The sequence below is a fragment of the Chitinophaga skermanii genome (assembly GCF_003259335.1).
Classification (GTDB): Bacteria; Bacteroidota; Bacteroidia; order Chitinophagales; family Chitinophagaceae; genus Chitinophaga; species Chitinophaga skermanii.
In genome coordinates this window covers 204,994-222,186 of record NZ_QLLL01000005.1, presented here as the reverse complement: position 1 = coordinate 222,186, position 17,193 = coordinate 204,994, and the positions used below count along the sequence as shown (strand labels likewise).

General features: G+C 42.8%; 15 protein-coding genes. 4 read left to right on the top strand and 11 right to left on the bottom strand.

Going from position 1 to position 17,193, the window contains the following annotated elements; translation table 11 throughout:
• Positions 1-186 precede the first annotated feature (186 nt).
• Positions 187-3,093: a T9SS type A sorting domain-containing protein gene (locus LX64_RS14170; RefSeq protein WP_111598330.1), complete on the top strand. Its 2,907-nt coding sequence runs from the start codon at positions 187-189 to the stop codon at positions 3,091-3,093.
• Positions 3,094-3,217: 124 nt separating this feature from the next.
• On the opposite strand, the gene LX64_RS14165 is transcribed toward LX64_RS14170, so the two are convergent.
• On the bottom strand, positions 3,218-3,946 hold the full coding sequence (locus LX64_RS14165; RefSeq protein WP_111598329.1) for a LytR/AlgR family response regulator transcription factor: 729 nt from the start codon (positions 3,944-3,946) through the stop codon (positions 3,218-3,220).
• A gap of 222 nt (positions 3,947-4,168) precedes the next feature.
• The gene (locus tag LX64_RS14160; protein ID WP_211324818.1) at positions 4,169-5,146 is read right to left on the bottom strand and encodes a sensor histidine kinase; all 978 of its coding nucleotides are present in this window, start codon (positions 5,144-5,146) and stop codon (positions 4,169-4,171) included.
• A 412-nt stretch (positions 5,147-5,558) separates the two neighbouring features.
• Between LX64_RS14160 and dxs the strand changes: the two genes are divergently transcribed.
• Genes dxs through LX64_RS14145 form a run of 3 tightly spaced genes read left to right on the top strand, consistent with a single transcriptional unit; the run spans position 5,559 to position 9,881 of the window.
• The gene (gene dxs, locus LX64_RS14155) at positions 5,559-7,496 is read left to right on the top strand and encodes a 1-deoxy-D-xylulose-5-phosphate synthase (RefSeq protein ID WP_111598327.1); all 1,938 of its coding nucleotides are present in this window, start codon (positions 5,559-5,561) and stop codon (positions 7,494-7,496) included.
• 53 nt (positions 7,497-7,549) lie between these two features.
• Positions 7,550-8,632 carry a ferredoxin--NADP reductase gene (locus LX64_RS14150; RefSeq protein ID WP_111598326.1) on the top strand — a complete coding sequence of 361 codons (1,083 nt, stop codon included), beginning with the start codon at positions 7,550-7,552 and terminating at the stop codon, positions 8,630-8,632.
• Positions 8,633-8,681: 49 nt separating this feature from the next.
• Positions 8,682-9,881 carry a PAS domain-containing protein gene (locus LX64_RS14145; RefSeq protein ID WP_111598325.1) on the top strand — a complete coding sequence of 400 codons (1,200 nt, stop codon included), beginning with the start codon at positions 8,682-8,684 and terminating at the stop codon, positions 9,879-9,881.
• 36 nt (positions 9,882-9,917) lie between these two features.
• Here the strand turns inward: LX64_RS14145 and LX64_RS14140 are convergent, their stop codons facing one another.
• The 9 genes from LX64_RS14140 to LX64_RS14100 form a co-directional block, all read right to left on the bottom strand.
• Positions 9,918-10,289: a hypothetical protein gene (locus tag LX64_RS14140; RefSeq protein ID WP_111598324.1), complete on the bottom strand. Its 372-nt coding sequence runs from the start codon at positions 10,287-10,289 to the stop codon at positions 9,918-9,920.
• Between the two features lie 260 nt (positions 10,290-10,549).
• Entirely contained in the window at positions 10,550-11,605 is a 1,056-nt protein-coding gene (locus tag LX64_RS14135) for a mechanosensitive ion channel family protein (protein WP_158538622.1), read from the bottom strand.
• Positions 11,606-11,747: 142 nt separating this feature from the next.
• Positions 11,748-12,464 carry a pirin family protein gene (locus LX64_RS14130; RefSeq protein ID WP_111598628.1) on the bottom strand — a complete coding sequence of 239 codons (717 nt, stop codon included), beginning with the start codon at positions 12,462-12,464 and terminating at the stop codon, positions 11,748-11,750.
• A gap of 172 nt (positions 12,465-12,636) precedes the next feature.
• On the bottom strand, positions 12,637-13,047 hold the full coding sequence (locus LX64_RS14125; protein WP_111598322.1) for an OsmC family protein: 411 nt from the start codon (positions 13,045-13,047) through the stop codon (positions 12,637-12,639).
• 127 nt (positions 13,048-13,174) lie between these two features.
• Positions 13,175-13,816 carry an NAD(P)H-dependent oxidoreductase gene (locus tag LX64_RS14120; protein WP_111598321.1) on the bottom strand — a complete coding sequence of 214 codons (642 nt, stop codon included), beginning with the start codon at positions 13,814-13,816 and terminating at the stop codon, positions 13,175-13,177.
• 32 nt (positions 13,817-13,848) lie between these two features.
• Positions 13,849-14,376 carry a YceI family protein gene (locus LX64_RS14115; protein ID WP_111598320.1) on the bottom strand — a complete coding sequence of 176 codons (528 nt, stop codon included), beginning with the start codon at positions 14,374-14,376 and terminating at the stop codon, positions 13,849-13,851.
• 53 nt (positions 14,377-14,429) lie between these two features.
• The gene (locus LX64_RS14110) at positions 14,430-15,305 is read right to left on the bottom strand and encodes a pirin family protein (protein WP_111598319.1); all 876 of its coding nucleotides are present in this window, start codon (positions 15,303-15,305) and stop codon (positions 14,430-14,432) included.
• Positions 15,306-15,451: 146 nt separating this feature from the next.
• Positions 15,452-16,357 carry a helix-turn-helix domain-containing protein gene (locus tag LX64_RS14105; protein ID WP_111598318.1) on the bottom strand — a complete coding sequence of 302 codons (906 nt, stop codon included), beginning with the start codon at positions 16,355-16,357 and terminating at the stop codon, positions 15,452-15,454.
• Complete coding sequence (locus tag LX64_RS14100) at positions 16,350-17,138, bottom strand: segregation and condensation protein A (protein ID WP_111598317.1); 789 nt, start codon at positions 17,136-17,138, stop codon at positions 16,350-16,352. Before LX64_RS14100 ends, LX64_RS14105 begins: the two co-directional genes overlap by 8 nt.
• Positions 17,139-17,193 lie beyond the last annotated feature (55 nt).

The window sequence follows — 17,193 nt, the reverse complement described above, 5'->3', positions numbered from 1 at the left end:
TGATATGCCTTTTTTTCATAAGCAAAAATCAACCATACGGGCCGTCCTTTTTAGGATGGCCCCGTTTGTTTAATCCCGGTTTGCATATTATCATGTTGTTAATTTGGTTGCCGATCATCCTACAAATTTGCATAACGGGCATGATTTGATTACATTTCTATTGTAACCCTTTTAATCCCCTAAACCATGAAAAGATTATTACTCTTATTAACCCTGTGCGCAAGCACTTTATCGTCGTATGCACAAGTATGGGCTTGGGCCAAAACAGGCGGAAGTACTGGTTGGGAAGTTACCAAGGATATGGTAACAGACCCTGATGGAAATTCCTATATTACTGGTACATATGGAGCAAATGCCAACTTTGCAGGCATTCCATTACCTTATACGGCTAAGAATGATGTTTTTATTGGGAAATATGATGCATCCGGCAACCTGCTATGGATGAATTACATCAATGGTCCAGGTAATGATTTACCCTTATCTATCACTGTAGATGCTACCGGTAACTGCTATATTCTCGGCACGTTTACAGACTCTTCCTTTTTCAATGGCACTTACAAAATAACAGGTAGTGGTACGATCAGTAATTTCCTTGCGAAGTATGATCGTAATGGCAACTTATTGTGGGCAAAGCGAGAGCTAGGATTCAATCCAGGATTCAAAATAGCGGCAGACAAAATTGGCAACTTTTACTTAACAAGTAGGCTAACAAATGGCTACCAATTATCGCGTTATGCTGGCAACGGCAACCTGTTATGGTCGAAAAATTTCCCTTGTGAAAATTACTCCGTTGGATACGATTTGACCTTAGATAAAAAAGGTAACCCTATAGTAACCGGTTTCTTCCGAGGTACACTTAACCTAGGCGCTCAAACTATTCACAGTTATAGCAATTCTATTAATCATGCCGATGCGTACATTGTAAAACACGATACCGCTGGTAACCCGTTATGGGCAAAATCAAGTGTGAATACTACAAGCACGGGGAATGCAGGCTATCATTTGGCTACCGATGCAAACGATAACATATACCTAGCCGGGCTACATGATGGCCGTATTGGATTTGATAGTTTGGTTGTAACCGATCAATTACCCACTTCGAATAATTTCATTTTTAAATTCAGTCCAACTGGTCAACCATTGTGGGCAAAAAGCTATGGCTTATATGCAGGAACAACCTATATCTATAAGCTCCGCGTTAACAGTAAAAATGAATTGGTGGCTGCTGCCGATTTTAGTGGTAATGGCGATTTAGATACGGTTGTTTCTGTAGGCGCCGGGCCACAGTTAATACTTACCTATTCTCCAGCTGGAAAAATTATTGGTGTAGTACAATATAAATTTGGACCACAGTTACTCGGCCTTGATCGTTATGATAATGTTTATGTAGGTGGGTATTATGGTGGCACCGCCTTATTTGGTAATATTTCTATTACAGAAAATGGCAATTATGACCTTGGCATTGCAAAATACCTCAACCCTAACCCTGCCCCGGTGATTACGAAAGCTTGGGATAAAACCCTTGGTGCTTCCAGCTATGATCGTCTTCGCGGAATAATTCCCACTTCCGACAATGGCTACATCTTAGCCGGCACTTCTAATTCCAATGCCGGTGGCGATAAATCACAAAATTCCCAAGGAAGCCACGATTACTGGCTAGTAAAAACAAACGCCCATGGCGGGAAGCAATGGGATAAAACCTTTGGAGGTACCGGCTCCGATGATTTAATGACGATTGTACCAGCCAATGGAGGCGGCTATTTCCTTTGTGGCCAATCTAATTCGCCTGCATCGGGAGATAAAACGGGTGGCAACCAAGGCAATCTCGATTATTGGGTAGTTCGTGTGGATGCCAATGGTAATAAACTGTGGGACAAAACCTTCGGTAGTATAGGCGAAGACCGTATGTTAAAAGCCCTTCCATTAGCCGATGGTGGTGTGATTATAGGTGGTAGAACAAACGGCGGCCTTTCCGGCGATAAAACAGAAGATACCCGCGGTAGTTGGGATATATGGCTAGTGCGCTTAGATGCAGGTGGCAACAAGGTTTGGGATAAAACCCTTGGTGGTTCCGGCATCGACGATCTTGGTGGCTTAGCGCTTACGCACAATGGCCACATTCTTGTGGGCAATTCATCTTCCTCCCCTATTTCCGGCGATAAAACATTGGCGAGTTATGGTAGCAACGATTACTGGTTAGTGGTATTGAATATGAACGGCGTTATCCAACAACAACGCATTATTGGCGGAAGCGGCAATGATGTATTGAATAACATAATTTCCACGGGTACCACTGGCTTCCTATTAGGCGGCCGTTCCAATTCCAATATTTCCAATGATAAATCTTCGAATGCAAAGGATGCGTACGGCGATTATTGGTTGGTAAAAATCGACACGAATCTTAACAAAACTTGGGATCGTACTTACGGTAGCGACACATTAGATATACTACAAAACCTCGCGCAAACAAGTGACGGAGGCTATCTATTAAGCGGTTTCAGCTTTAACCAAGCTTCGGGCGACAAGTCGGACGACCAAGTGGGTGAAGGAGATATTTGGTTAGTGAAAACGGATGCGAACGGTCAGAAAATTTGGGATAAAGTAATAGGTGGCAGTAAAGATGAACAAGCTGAAGGCTTTGCATTAACGAGTGATGGGTTTATCGTGGGGGGCTATTCCTTCTCGAATACTAGTGGCGATAAAACTGAAAACAGTAAAGGTAGTGCCGATTATTGGATCGTGAAGTTTGTGGATGAGAGTTCTGCGGTGCCATTTAGCAGTGCGCGCCGATTAGAGGTAATAACAAAGGCTACAATACCATTGGAAAACCAGCATTTGGGTGCTTGGAAGATTTACCCGAACCCGGCACAGCATGTACTGTTTGTAGAAATGAGCCAACTTGGGTTGCCTGCAACTGCTGCACAAGGCCATTTGCGTATTGTTGATTTACGTGGTAGAACACTTCGTCAATCGCTATTTAACGCGGAGGAACGGGTTTTACAATACGATTTATCGACTTTGCCGAACGGGGTTTACTTTGTTCAAGTACAAGTTGGCAAGGTGCAAAAATCGTTCAAGATCATGAAGCAATAAACGTTGAAGTGAGCGTAGCAACGGCTGTTGCACAATGCTCAAACGGCGGCTACATCATACAACAAAAAACGCCATCTCTTTTTAGGGGGATGGCGTTTTTTATGGTAAATATGTTGCGTGCGGCTTATAAGCTCATCATTTCTTTGAATTTAACAGCTTGCCTGCGGCTCACTTCGATTTTTTCGCCACCGCGCATTTCGAGGAGAAGGCCACCATTGAAGTAGGTGTCGATTCTTTCGATCATACGGAGGTTAACGATGTGCTTACGGTTCGCACGGAAGAATACGCGTTCATCGAGGCGTTCTTCGAGTGCGTTCAGTGATTTCAAGATCAGTGGCTTGTTGTTTTCGAAATATACGCGTGCATAGTTGCCCACGCTTTCGAAGAGCCTGATTTCTTGTAGTTTCACGAACCAACAGCGGTCGCCGTCTTTCACAAATACCTGGTCGCTTTCCGATAAAATGGAGCGCATACCGGCGGCTGTAACTTGGCGTTCTTTTTCGTCGACTTGGTGCAACTTTTGAATGGCATCGGCCAAGCGTTTTGGCTCGATGGGTTTCAAGAGATAATCGAGTGCGTTGTACTCGAATGCTTTGAGCGCATATTCGTCGTACGCCGTGGTGAAGATTACCTGTGGCGCCTTTTCGAGTTCTGCCAACAAGTCGAAACCAGTTTTATCGGGCATTTGAATGTCGAGGAACAATAAATCTGGGTGAAGCGTTTCGATTTTTTCGATGCCATCTTTCGCATTTATAGCTTCTCCAATAACCACGATCTCTGGATGGTCGGCCAATAGCTTTTTGAGTTCGCTACGAGCCAGTCGCTCATCATCAATTATCAATGCTTTTTTCATACGGTTCTGCAAATTTTTGGTTGATGATTGTTTAAGGATTTGGAATCTTTTGTAAGAACAAAAGCCTATACTGGGTAATAAGTGCTCGTTGTTGTAACCTTATTTTCCACCTTTCACATCATCATACGCCTTCTGCCTTACAAATTAAGTTGTTTTCGTTAGAAATAATACAATCGGCATTAAAGCAAATGTTAAAGTGCCTTTCTGCAGACAATTTTGTTGTTAGTAGAGTGGCATTATCACCTTAGCCTCTACAGTATGATCATCTAAATTAAAGATTTCGAAGGAAGCCCTGCTACCGAAGAGTAATCCTAAACGTTGACGGGTGCTGAGTAATCCAAAGCCGTTGCCATTCTTGTTTTCCACGATTTGGCCGGTATTTTGGATGGTAAGCACATGTTGTTGTTGGCTATTAATAGTTGACTCGATACGAATTTCGCCGCCGTAAATTTCCTTGGAAATACCGTGTTTAATGGCATTTTCCACGAGCGTTTGCAGCATCATAGGCGGAATGGGTAACTCTAATGTTTCTGGGTCAACCGCGTATACCACCTTCAACCGTTCTTCGAAACGAATGGTTTCCAGTGCAAGGTAATCTTTTACAATATTGAGTTCATTTTCGAGGCTTACAATTTCGGCTTTATCGGCCGCCATGGAGCTTCTTAGAATGTTGGATAATTCGGTAATAGCCGACCTGGCACGTTGCGGGTTTTCATCTACGAGTGCGCGGATGGAGTTGAGCGCGTTGAAGATGAAATGCGGGTTCATTTGTGCTTTGATCGTTTTCAATTCGAGTTCGCGCACAGTGGATTCCAGGCGGAGCTTGTCGAGCTGCGAATTCCTATTTTTCTCTACATAATGCCAGGTAAAGTAAATCAGCGCCCACAGGAACACGAATACTATAATTTGTGGATATGAGAGAGTGAATTTGTCGTAAAAAGAATCTAGGGTTACATGCCTTGCGAACAGCAATACACCTAACCAGCTTAATGGGAAGGAAATGAAGAAAGTGGCGAGAATGATCCCAAAAAAGAAGTAAATCATGGCCTTTTCGAAGGGCATTTCCAGCATTTTAAGCTTTACGATAACCCAGCGAAAGCTGTGCGTAACGAGGATACCGATTACTACGGCCCCGATCACGTATACGATACGTGGTCCAAAATCTTGCTCACCCAGTAAATAGGCGATGAAGAGCGACATGATTGCATACCCGACCCAGCCAAGAATTTGACACCACCAGTATTTAGAAAGAGATTGCGGGTTCATTTGAAAATGAAAATTGTTTTTATGGAGCTTCCCGGCTAAGAAATGCTTTATTTTTTTAATGCGGTTTTTCGCGTTATCCAACATCCAAACTTAGGTAAATATCCCCAAAAGCCAACACCTTTCATCAAACGCGAAAACGCCCATGGCACAAGCCATCTAACCAAAAATACCATATGAGGCCCCCCACCGAAAAGCAATTATTATCAATGGTGTATATTGCCATATAAATGGAAAGCCCCCAAATTTGACTGTTCCTTCACATATTTTTAGGATCATATACCAATAAAAAGCCGTGCCATCGGAAATTTTCACGTATTTTTGACCCATTCTAAACCCTGGAGACAATATGGATATTACGGCAGGTCAATTGTTAAGCCAGATACAATACCCCTCCGATCTTCGGAAGCTCACGAAGGAACAATTACACCAAGTGTGCGACGACTTACGTCAATACATTATCGACGTGGTTAGCGTACATGGCGGTCACTTCGCTGCGAGCCTTGGCGTGGTAGAGCTTACAGTTGCTTTACATTATGTGTACAATACTCCTTACGACCAATTAGTATGGGACGTGGGTCACCAAGCCTATGGCCATAAGATACTGACGGGCCGTAAAGACGTGTTTCATACCAACCGTAAGTTCAACGGCATCAGTGGCTTTCCAAAGAGAGCCGAAAGTGAGTACGACACCTTTGGTGTTGGGCACTCGAGCACTTCGATTTCTGCTGCATTGGGTATGGCTATTGCGTCGGCTTATAAAGGCGAACACGATAGGCAACATATTGCAGTAATTGGCGATGGTGCTATGACGGCCGGTATGGCATTCGAAGCATTAAACCATGCGGGCGTTGCCAATGCGAACGTGCTGATCATTTTGAATGACAACTGTATGAGTATCGACCCGAACGTGGGTGCGCTCAAAGAATATTTAACAGATATTTCCACTTCCCCTACTTATAACCGTTTACGCGACGAAACTTGGAATCTTTTGGGCAAATTGCCTGTAGGTAAGAAGTTTACCCGCGATATGGCTTCTAAACTCGAAGCCGGCTTAAAAGGCATGGTTTCAAAATCGAGCAACCTGTTCGAATCTTTGAAATTGCGTTACTTTGGCCCGATCGACGGTCATAATATCACGAAGTTGGTAGATACCTTGCAAGATCTGAAAGACATACCTGGTCCTAAATTGTTGCACATTTCAACAGTAAAAGGGAAAGGCTATGCCTTAGCAGAAAAAGACCAAACCAAGTGGCATGCGCCCGGTTTGTTCGATAAAATTACCGGCGAGATCTTCAAAAAGCCGGTAACCGCTCCACAAGCACCTAAGTATCAAGACGTTTTCGGTCATACTATCATCGAATTAGCCGAGATGAACGATAAAATCATGGGTATTACTCCAGCGATGCCATCGGGTTCATCTTTAAAATTCATGATGGAGAAAATGCCGAACCGTGCCATTGACGTAGGTATTTGTGAACAACATGCAGTTACTTTATCTGCCGGCTTGGCTACCCAAGGCATGCAGGTATTCTGTAATATTTACTCTTCTTTCTTCCAAAGAGCATACGACCAAGCCTTGCACGACGTGGCCATCCAAAACTTACCGGTTATTTTCTGCTTAGATAGAGCCGGTTTGGTGGGTGAAGACGGTGCAACGCACCACGGCGCGTACGACATTCCGTTTATGCGTTGTGTGCCAAACATGGTAATCTCTGCTCCTATGAATGAAGAAGAGCTCCGCAACTTGATGTACACTGCCCAGTTACCGAGCAACGAGCATCCGTTCGTGATTCGTTATCCTCGTGGTGAAGGCGTAATGCCTGAATGGCGTACACCGTTTAAAGAAATCAAGATCGGTACAGGCCGTAAAATCCGTGATGGTAGAGATGTAGCGATCCTATCCCTCGGTCATACCGGCAACTTTGTAGTAGAAGCATGTAAAGACTTGATGAACGACGGTCTTCAACCTGCACACTACGACATGCGATTCGTGAAACCATTAGACGAAGCCATATTACACGAAGTATTCAGCCAATACGATAAAGTATTAACCGTAGAAGATGGCGCTATTCAAGGAGGCTTTGGTACAGCCATCTTAGAATTTATGGCGAAGTACGGTTATAAAGCAGATATTAAAATCCTCGGTATCCCAGACGAGTTAATCGAACATGGTAAACCGGCGGAATTGTACCGCTTATGTGGCTACGATGCGAAAGGTATCGCGGAAGGTGTGAGAGAAATGTTGAAAAGTAAAGTGACCGTGAGTGCAACAACTAGCGTTTAAAGCTGTTAAGCATATAAAATGTTCTTATTTTATTGAACCGCCTAGGCTTACCTATGGCGGTTCTTTATTTAGATATGATGAATGATCTGTATATCCAGTTAAGCGTTGTTGACATCGTAAAAGAAACTTCGGATACATATACTTATAGTTTCGTGGCCGAAAGCGGGGAACCCGTGCCATATAAAGCCGGCCAGTTTTTAACCTTTGTTGTAAACCTCCATGGCGTGGAATACCGCCGTTCTTATTCTTTAAGCTCTACGCCGGGCATCGACGAATACTTAAGTGTAACAGTGAAGCGCAAGGAAAACGGGGAGATTTCACGGCATATATTGCGGCATTGGGATATTGGCACGATTGTAACCTCTTTACAGCCTTCAGGCCGTTTTACATTGAATACAGCCATCGATTTACAAAGGGATATCATCCTGTTAGGAGCAGGAAGCGGTATTACACCTTTATACTCGATTTTGAAACAAACCTTGTTCAAGGAAAGCCAGAGTAAGGTGACCCTTATTTACAGCAATAAGAACCCCAACGGCACCATTTTCTATGCGCAACTGAATGCCCTGCAAACGCAATACCCCGATCGCTTTAAGATCATTTACATCTTCAGCGAACCCGACGAGCAAAGTACTTTTTCGTACCGCAGGATCAGCAATAGTTTATTAACCACCTTGGCCCCGCAACAAATCTATTACCAAGCGCATAATGCCCAGTTTTACATTTGTGGCCCCGTGGATTACATGCGGATGTGCACCTTTACTTTAAGCTTCTTGGGCTTCTCGCAAGAACAAATTCATAAAGAAAACTTCACCATCGACACCGCTACGCATCTCGAAAAAATTGGAGTGCCCCCCGATACTGCCGAGAAAACTGTGCATCTTACTATTCATGGCCAAACACATACCCTGCGCATCCCGGGTAATAAAAATATTTTGGATGTAGCCCAACAACAGGGACTTCAATTACCTTATAGTTGTAAAGGCGGTGTTTGCGGCTCGTGTATGGCCAAATGTTCGGAAGGTAAAGTGTGGATGGCTGTAAATGAAGTGCTAACAGATAAAGAGCTGGCTGCGGGGTTTGTGTTAACTTGCGTAAGTTACCCAGTGAGTGATGTAGTTAAAATCGACTGGTAACCATCCTATTATTCTAACTCAATTTTCAACAAAATAAACGGTACCGGCTATGATGCACCGTGTTGCTATAAAAGTGGCCCTTAGCTTATTTATTACGGGGTGCCTAGCCATTGCAGCTTTCCCCTGGCTACTCGGCTTAGCCGCGGATCGTTGGCCTACTGTACCTACCCAAAACTTGCAATACGCCGTACAAGGCTGCTTACTTCTTTTATTAGCTTTATTCACGTTCTGCTTGGTAAAATACTACGGTCACCAACCCAATAAGCAATTACGTCAATACGAACGCCTTTTCTACCATTACCCGCTCCCCATGTGGGTGTACGATGTGCATAACCTCCGTTTCCTAGCTGTAAACGAAGCGGCTTCCTTAAAATACGGTTATACCCGCGACGAGTTTATGCAGTTAACCATCCAAGCATTACGCCATGTAAATGATATACCTAAGTTACTTGACGATGTGCGTCGTACTAAAATCCGGGAACGCGAGCCTTACCGTGGTATTTGGCAGCATATGAAGAAGAATGGGAAACTATTTAAAGTGGAAATCTACTCCTATCCTACCCGTTACGATGGAAAGGATGCCCGAATCGTGATGGCGATTGATATTGATGCTGAAATTGGGTCGATGATTAAAGCGGATGACTTTGGTACGCGGTACGAGCTATTCACGAAGATTACGCCGGATTGTATATACTATTACAACCATGAAACGAAGGAGGTGACGCGTAATCATGGTCCACAGAGCATATTTGGGTATTCGTTGCAAGAAGTAGATAACACAATAGAATGGTTCATAGAACGTATTCACCCCGAGGATAAAGAACGCGTGGTGCAATCGATCCATACAGCAGAAATGAACCAGCAATCGCGCTGGATATCGGAATATAGGTTCCGTTGTGCCAATGGTGAATACAAGCATGTATTAGACCGGGCATTTATGGATTTTAGGGAAGATGGCTCCTTGGTAAGAACGATAGGTGCCCAGCAAGATATTACAGAACGCAAGCACATCATAGAACAACTACAACAACAGAACAAGGTATTGCGCGATATCGCGTATATTAATTCACATGAAATAAGGAGTCCTTTAACCGCGATTATGAGCCTAACGAAGTATATCGCGGAGGATTATGAGAAGGAGTTGCCTTTAAACCCCGAATTGCTGGCACTGTTAACGAATGCTTCGCAGAACTTGGATGAAGTCATCCACAAAATTCAATTCAAACTACAGCACCCGGAAGAAGAATAAGTGGCAAGTGATTACCCGCCACTTATTATCTGCACATTAAAAACGGTGCGCCTGGAATTGTTGAAAATCCTGGGCTAGTTCACCATATATCTTATGGAATGTTGCCATGCGGTTTTGCAAAGTAGGCACATCATCAACAGGACGATCAGCATGTTCAATCCGTGTATTATTCAAGTTGCGCACCACTTGTTTTATATCGTGGTACATTTCATCTGCTACTTCTAGCTGCCTGATAAATTGGTTTTGGAAATGTTCTACATTAGCCATCCTTTCATTGGGATGTTTGCCTGTGCATAAGTGGGAAAGTTCGTCGCGCATTCTCTTTACATCTCCGCGAACTTGGTTGACTTCCAATTTCCAGGAGTCGAGCTGATTGAACACGTTAAAGTGCTGTGTTGGTGTTTCCATGATGTACAAGATTTTATGTTATACGATACGCACAATATCCATCATCACGTTACAGCCCAAGCTATACGTTTAAGTCCTTCACCATGATTTGGTAAGCTGCAAATTTAGTGTGGTAATGTTGTATGTTTTCCGTGGTGGAGATCATGCTAATAATAGATTCTAGCCTTGCTACTAAGTTAAGGCATTTTACTGTTAAATAGATGCAAAAAAGCAGCGAAAACTTGGTGTAATCGCTGCTTTTAATATGATAGAAAAATCTATTATGCTCTTGCTTTCTGCATCGATAAAATCTGCATAGGTAATGCAAATTCAATCCCTTCAGCTTGAATGCGGTTAAAGAGTTCTAGGTTGATAGTTTGTTGAATATCCATATATTTCACATAATCATTCGTTAGCACATAATACACCACTTCAAAGTTCAAACTATAATCGCCAAAGGCTGCAAAATGGGCACGATCGAATTGTGCACCAGGGATGTTGCTAATCACTTCTTTAATCATATTTGAAACCCGTTGTAGCTTGTCGGCCGGGGTATTATAGGTAACGCGTAAATTGAAAACAATCCGGCGGCGTTCCATCCGTTTGTAGTTATGAATTCTTGAGTTGGTTAAATCGGTATTTGAACACACCAATTGTTCGCCCGAGAGTGTACGTAAACGCGTGGTTTTAATACCCACATATTCTACAATCCCGCTCTTATCTTGGACAATAATAAAATCACCAATTTCGAATGGCCGATCGAATAAAATCACGAAGTAAGAAAACAAATCACCCAAAATATGCTGCGTGGCTAAAGCAATGGCAATACCCCCAATTCCCAAACCGGTAATAATCGCCGTTACATCAAATCCCAGGTTATCCATCATAAAAACAATCCCCAGCATCCACACCACTAACGATACTATCACCATAATACCGCGCACTTGCTTTTGTTTTTCGCCTCCATCTTCTTGTCGTTGTAAATATTGTAGTAAGAAGAATTTAATCAACGAGGTAATCATGCGGATAATGAAGAAGCTCGAGTACATCACGGCCACTACGTACATTGTTTTTTCAACCTTCGTGCTGAGGTTTAATGTTTTCAGGGCGAAATAAAATATCCCAAAAAATAAAACAGGCATGGCCGTACGCTCAATTTGCAAGATGATAAAATCATCAATCTTACTATCTGTTTTCTCTGCGAATTTCTTCATCCGCGCTAATAAAATTCGTTTGAAAAACCAGGCGAAAAAGAGTCCCAACACAATCATCCCGATCGCGATACAATAGGCTTCTACTGTGTTTCCCCAAAGTGTTCTAGCTAAATAATCGTTCATAATAATCCCTTTAGTTAAACGCATATATGCATATGGTACATAAAATGCCAAAAGAGTTGCACAGCTTGTCACTATGCAACTCTTTGGTTGTTGATTTTACGAATATACTAAAAATGATTTTTTATAAACATTGACATATCAACTAGTTCAAGTGCATGGGTACATCCATCACTAAATATTCTGCATTTTCGAGTGCTTTAATATCAATGCTTGTAGCATCTTCAATACCAATAGCATCGCGCGCTTCGAGCACTTCACCATCTACTTCCACCTTGCCATTCAATACAAAAATATAAGCACCATTTCCTGGATGTTGCATTGTATAATTTGTTGCTTTTCCTGCGTCGAATTTACCTAACGAGAACCAAGCATCTTGATTAATGAACAAGGTATTTTCGCTTTCTGTAGGCGCTACTACTTTTTGTAATTGGTTTTCGCGTTGTGATGGATCGAATGTTTTTTGATCGTAGCGAGGTTGTATATCGCGTACTTTCGGGAACACCCAAATCTGCAAGAACTTTACCGGATCGGTTTTAGAAGCGTTGTATTCGCTATGCACGATACCTCTACCGGCACTCATAATTTGCACATCATTGCTGTTAATTATTTTGTGGCGACCGGTATTGTCTTTATGTTCCAACGCGCCTTCCAGCGGGATGGAGATGATTTCCATATTATCGTGAGGGTGAGAACCGAATCCCATACCGGCAGCTACATGATCGTCGTTCAGCACGCGCAAAGCGCCGAAATGTATGCGTTCTGGGTTGTAATACCCAGCGAAACTGAATGTGTGTGAGCTTACTAACCAACCATGATTTGCATGGCCCCTAGTATTCGCGCGGTGGATTGTTCTTTTCATAATGTTCTCCTTTTCATATTGTTTTGATAACACAAATTTCACATAATAACCACAGGTAAGCAATGGAGATTTTTTTGTTTAGGGTGTACTATTTTTTGAATTGAATTGAAAGCAGAAAAGGTCTTCCAAACATAAGCTGGAAGACCTTTTCAGAAGAATATAAAAACGAAGCTTATACGAGTTTAGCTTCCATAGTAATATCCGTATTCAACAATTTTGAAATCGGGCAATTTGCTTTTGCATCTGCAGCCATTTCAGCGAATTGTTCAGCCGATAAACCCGGTACGCTAGCTGTTACATCGAGGTGCACATTAGGGATGGCGCCATTTTCGAAAGTAACGGTAGCTTTTGTGTCGATATTAGTTGGGGTGAAACCTGCACCGGAAATTACGAAGCTAAGCTTCATCGTAAAACAACCCGCGTGCGCTGCGCCTACCAGCTCTTCGGGGTTGGTACCGATACCTTCTTCGAAGCGACTGCTAAATGAATATTGCGTATCGTTTAATACGCCAGATTGCGTGCTAACAGTGCCTTTACCTTCTTTACCGGTACCTTTCCAGTTTGCAGAAGCAGTTCTTTTCATGGTGAAAATTTTTATATAATGAATGATAATGTATGCTAAAACGTATTGTTGAAGATACGCTGAAATCACCACGAAAAAAAGCCCCGCTCATAACGAGCGGGGCTTAAACCTTAAAACCACTGTACGGCTACACAAATTCAATAAATTCTTCCAATGGTTTGCGTACTTTCTTCATATGCTGGAAAGCATCGTCTGCTGCCCTGTAACCTACAGCTGCAATCACCACAGTACGCAGATTTTTATCTTTTAATCCAAGTATTTCATCATATTGCGCCGGATCAAATCCTTCCATCGGGCACGCATCAATTCCTTCTACCGCGCTTGCTGTCAATAAAGTACCCAATGCTAAGTAAGCCTGTTTGCCAGTCCATTCTGCCGTTGCGCCTTCCGTTGCATTTAGATGTCCTACTTTCCCCTTCATTAAGCCTGCATATTGTTCCAATGCCGATTCCGGTACACCACGTGTTACTGCAATGTTATGCACGAATGCATCCACATGCGAATCATTCAAATCATCAACTCGTGCAAACACAATCAAATGCGATGCATCTGTAATCTGCGATTGGTTCCATGATACGGCTTTCAATTGCTCTCTTATTGCTGGATCCTGAATCACCAACACTTTGTATGGCTGTAAACCATATGATGAAGCTGATAAATTCGTCGCCTTCAATATTCTGTCAAGTTGAGCTTCGTCAATCTTTCTCTCGCTGTCAAACTTTTTAGTAGCGTAACGCCACGTTAGTTGATCCAGGATATTATTACTCATATACTATTCTCCTCTAATTCGCTTTCTCTTAATTATGCTTGTTTAATCATTTGCACGTTCAATTGCAATTTCACGTCGTCGCCTACAACTACACCACCGGCTTCTGTTGTAGCGCTCCATGTTAAACCGAATTCTTTACGAGAGATTTTACCTTTCAATTCAAATCCAGCTTTGGTTTGACCCCATGGATCTACTTGGATACCACCAAATTCTACGTCTAATGAAATAGGATGCTTTTGATCGCGGATGGTTAATTCACCTTCCAAAATATAGTCGTCGCCACCTTTGTGTTTGATCGCTGTTGATGCAAACGAAATCTGCGGGTATTTCTCTGCTGAGAAGAAATCATCGCTTTTCAAGTGACCGTCACGTTGTTCGTTGTTGGTTGTAATACTGTTTACGTCGGCAGTGAAAGAGATTTTACCATCGGTGAAGTCTTCTTTCGTAGCGTCCAATGTTGCATCGAACTGGGTAAAAGAACCCGTTACGTTCGTAATCATTAAGTGTCTGATTTTGAATTGGATTTCGCTGTGTGCTACGTCAATTTTCCAGGTTGCCATGTGTTTAAGATTTAAATGTATTTGTGTTAATGTTTTATGAATTCTTTATGTTATTAGGCGAGTACGCCCATTTTACCTTCGTTGAAGTCGTTAATCGCTTGCACGATTTCTTCTTCCGTGTTCATTACAAACGGTCCATATGCAACAACGGGCTCGTTAATTGGTTCGCCGCTGAGAACGAGAATCGACGCGTCTTCTTTGGCTTTGATGAAGATGTTTTCACCTTCTTTTTCGAACACCGCTATTTGCGTGCCTTTCGCATCGTGGGTATGGTTGAAATTCACCGCACCTTTTAGAACAACCAACCCGGTATTAAAATGTTCGGGTAAGGAAATGTTCACCTCGCTACCGGCCTTTAACTGAAGGTCGTATACATGAATAGGTGTGAACGTTTTAGCGGCACCTTTTACGCCGTTTTGTTCACCGGCGATCACGCGGATGTAAGAACCGTTATCGTCTATTTGTTGAACAGGGATCGTTTCTTTTGTTAAGTTTTGGTACCCCGGTGCAGCCGATTTAGCAGCAGCCGGCAAATTCACCCACAACTGTGCCATCTCCATTTTACCACCCCGTTTGCTGAATTCCGTTTCGTGCTTTTCTTCGTGCAATATGCCCGAAGCAGCCGTCATCCATTGTACATCACCTGGCAACAATTTGCCTTTATTACCGGCAGAATCCCTGTGCTCCAATGCGCCTTCATAGGCAATTGTTACGGTTTCAAATCCACGGTGCGGGTGCTCTTCTACGCCTCTTGGTCTTGTTGTAGGCGGAAAATATGCAGGAGCCGCGTAGTCTAATAAAAAGAATGGGTTCATTTGCGCCCCAATACGGTTACCGCTTGGAAACAAATTACTTACCCGGAAACCATCGCCCACCATGTGTGGCTTAGCCCCTTCGTAAATGTGTTGTATGTGTTTTGTGTTTGCCATATTCGTGTGTTTCAAATTGACAATACAAAAGTACATGTTATAACATCTATACGAAATGGACAAATCACCCTAAATGGTGTACTTTTTTCTGGGTGGGAAGTAGAGGGAAAGAAAAAACCAGCTAAAAAGCTGGTTTTCAATATATTTTATAAAAGCGCCCCGTTCGCTCTCGCTATTTCTTTAAATTCTAGCGGCGTTTGGTTCGTGTATTTCTTAAAGAAACGACTGAAATAATGCGGGTCCTCGAATCCCAAGGAATAGGCAATTTCTTTGGCCGTCATATCTGTATTATATAATAGGCGTTGTGCCTCCAGGATAATCCTGTTACGGATATGTTCGCCTGCTGTAATGCCCGATAATTGCTTACTAATCTCGTTCAGCAATACAGGCTTAATATGGAGCAAATCGGCATAATCGGATACATTCTTCAATTCCACGTATTTCTTCTCGATTAAGGCCCTGAATTGCATGAATACATTGGAATTATGCTGCTTGTTATAGCCCGGTGTTAACATTACCTGGTCTTCCCGGAGGCGAGCGGCCATTACTAAAAAGTAATGTAAAAGGCCATGAAAGGCATCTTCATACCCATTCTTCCTTTCTTCCAGCTCACGCATCATGGCCAGTACCAGCCATTCAAAATCCCGTTCCTGCCCTTTTTCCAAGGTAATTACAGAACTGAAATTACCATTGAAGAATAAGCCCGATTCCGTTTCTGCTTCCGTTCTCGGTGCTAAGCACATAAATCCTTCGTGGAAGGCAATCATATAACCATCCACTTTCTCGCTGAACTCCAATTGGTGTACCTGCCCCGGTGCTACGAAGAATAAAGTATTCTCGCTTACTTCGTGGGTAATGGTATCAATTGTATGGGTTAGCTTGCCTTTTTTGATCCAGTAAATGGAATAGAAATTATGGCGGTGCGGGTTTTTATTATGCTCAAAGAAGGTCGGACCCAAACCGCATAAAGAGTTTACGGTAAATGCCGGGCCCGGCGCTTGCCCATAGTCGGGCAATTTTATTACTTCTATTTTGTTCTTTTTATCACTCATCGAATACAACGGGTTCTCCCTCCGGTCTATTTTCTTCGTCGATATATTCAATTATAAAGTTATTCCGTCCCTCGCCTACCATAATGCTCAAGTATTTTGCTTGAACGAGTTCCAACATCCCAAGGAAGAGGAAAATCGCGTGCACACGGTCTCTACAATGATCGAAAATCTTTTCGAACGCCATTGTGCGCTCGGTATAAGCTAGTTCGATCATGTACTGGCGACTGCCTTCCATGGTATAATCGTATTTATACACCACGTGTTGCGGTTTATCGTTACGCTCTTTCACTCGCTGCATTACCTTCTCGAAGGTTTTCGTTAGTTTGAAAAGCGTTAATGTTTGTACTTCGGTGCCTTCGCTGGTAATTTCACCAATGGCAGCCAATTCCTTGGCAATATTACCCCGTTTCAATTGCAGCATTCTTTCGGCTTCTTTTTCGGCCAGTTCTACGGCGGCAGCTTTGTAGCGTTTGTATTCTAAGATTTTATCTACCAATTCCAAACGCGGATCAATTTCGTTACCCTGCTCGTCGAGCTCCTTTCTAGGAATCAGCATCTTCGCTTTGATACGCATCAAAGTAGATACGAACAAAATGAATTCGCTGGCCAACTCGATGTTGAGTTGCTCCATTTGGTGAATGTACGCCAGGAAGTCTTTCGTAATGTTGTTGATAGGAATGTTATAGATGTCTAATTCATCCCTTTCAATAAAAAACAACAACAGATCGAAAGGACCTTCGAATTGCGGTAACTTAATTTTATATATTTCTTGATCTGCCATTATGCGGAAGCGTATTGCGGTGTTCTGAGTAGATAAAAAAAGCCTGCTGCCAATG

What these genes read in the sequence shown, in the direction of transcription:
- LX64_RS14170 (WP_111598330.1), top strand. Translation starts at nt 187, where the DNA reads ATGAAAAGATTATTACTCTTATTAACCCTGTGCGCAAGCACTTTATCG.
- LX64_RS14165 (WP_111598329.1), bottom strand. Translation starts at nt 3,946, where the DNA reads ATGAAAAAAGCATTGATAATTGATGATGAGCGACTGGCTCGTAGCGAA.
- LX64_RS14160 (WP_211324818.1), bottom strand. Translation starts at nt 5,146, where the DNA reads ATGTCGCTCTTCATCGCCTATTTACTGGGTGAGCAAGATTTTGGACCA.
- dxs (WP_111598327.1), top strand. Translation starts at nt 5,559, where the DNA reads ATGGATATTACGGCAGGTCAATTGTTAAGCCAGATACAATACCCCTCC.
- LX64_RS14150 (WP_111598326.1), top strand. Translation starts at nt 7,550, where the DNA reads ATGGCGGTTCTTTATTTAGATATGATGAATGATCTGTATATCCAGTTA.
- LX64_RS14145 (WP_111598325.1), top strand. Translation starts at nt 8,682, where the DNA reads ATGATGCACCGTGTTGCTATAAAAGTGGCCCTTAGCTTATTTATTACG.
- LX64_RS14140 (WP_111598324.1), bottom strand. Translation starts at nt 10,289, where the DNA reads ATGGAAACACCAACACAGCACTTTAACGTGTTCAATCAGCTCGACTCC.
- LX64_RS14135 (WP_158538622.1), bottom strand. Translation starts at nt 11,605, where the DNA reads ATGAACGATTATTTAGCTAGAACACTTTGGGGAAACACAGTAGAAGCC.
- LX64_RS14130 (WP_111598628.1), bottom strand. Translation starts at nt 12,464, where the DNA reads ATGAAAAGAACAATCCACCGCGCGAATACTAGGGGCCATGCAAATCAT.
- LX64_RS14125 (WP_111598322.1), bottom strand. Translation starts at nt 13,047, where the DNA reads ATGAAAAGAACTGCTTCTGCAAACTGGAAAGGTACCGGTAAAGAAGGT.
- LX64_RS14120 (WP_111598321.1), bottom strand. Translation starts at nt 13,816, where the DNA reads ATGAGTAATAATATCCTGGATCAACTAACGTGGCGTTACGCTACTAAA.
- LX64_RS14115 (WP_111598320.1), bottom strand. Translation starts at nt 14,376, where the DNA reads ATGGCAACCTGGAAAATTGACGTAGCACACAGCGAAATCCAATTCAAA.
- LX64_RS14110 (WP_111598319.1), bottom strand. Translation starts at nt 15,305, where the DNA reads ATGGCAAACACAAAACACATACAACACATTTACGAAGGGGCTAAGCCA.
- LX64_RS14105 (WP_111598318.1), bottom strand. Translation starts at nt 16,357, where the DNA reads ATGAGTGATAAAAAGAACAAAATAGAAGTAATAAAATTGCCCGACTAT.
- LX64_RS14100 (WP_111598317.1), bottom strand. Translation starts at nt 17,138, where the DNA reads ATGGCAGATCAAGAAATATATAAAATTAAGTTACCGCAATTCGAAGGT.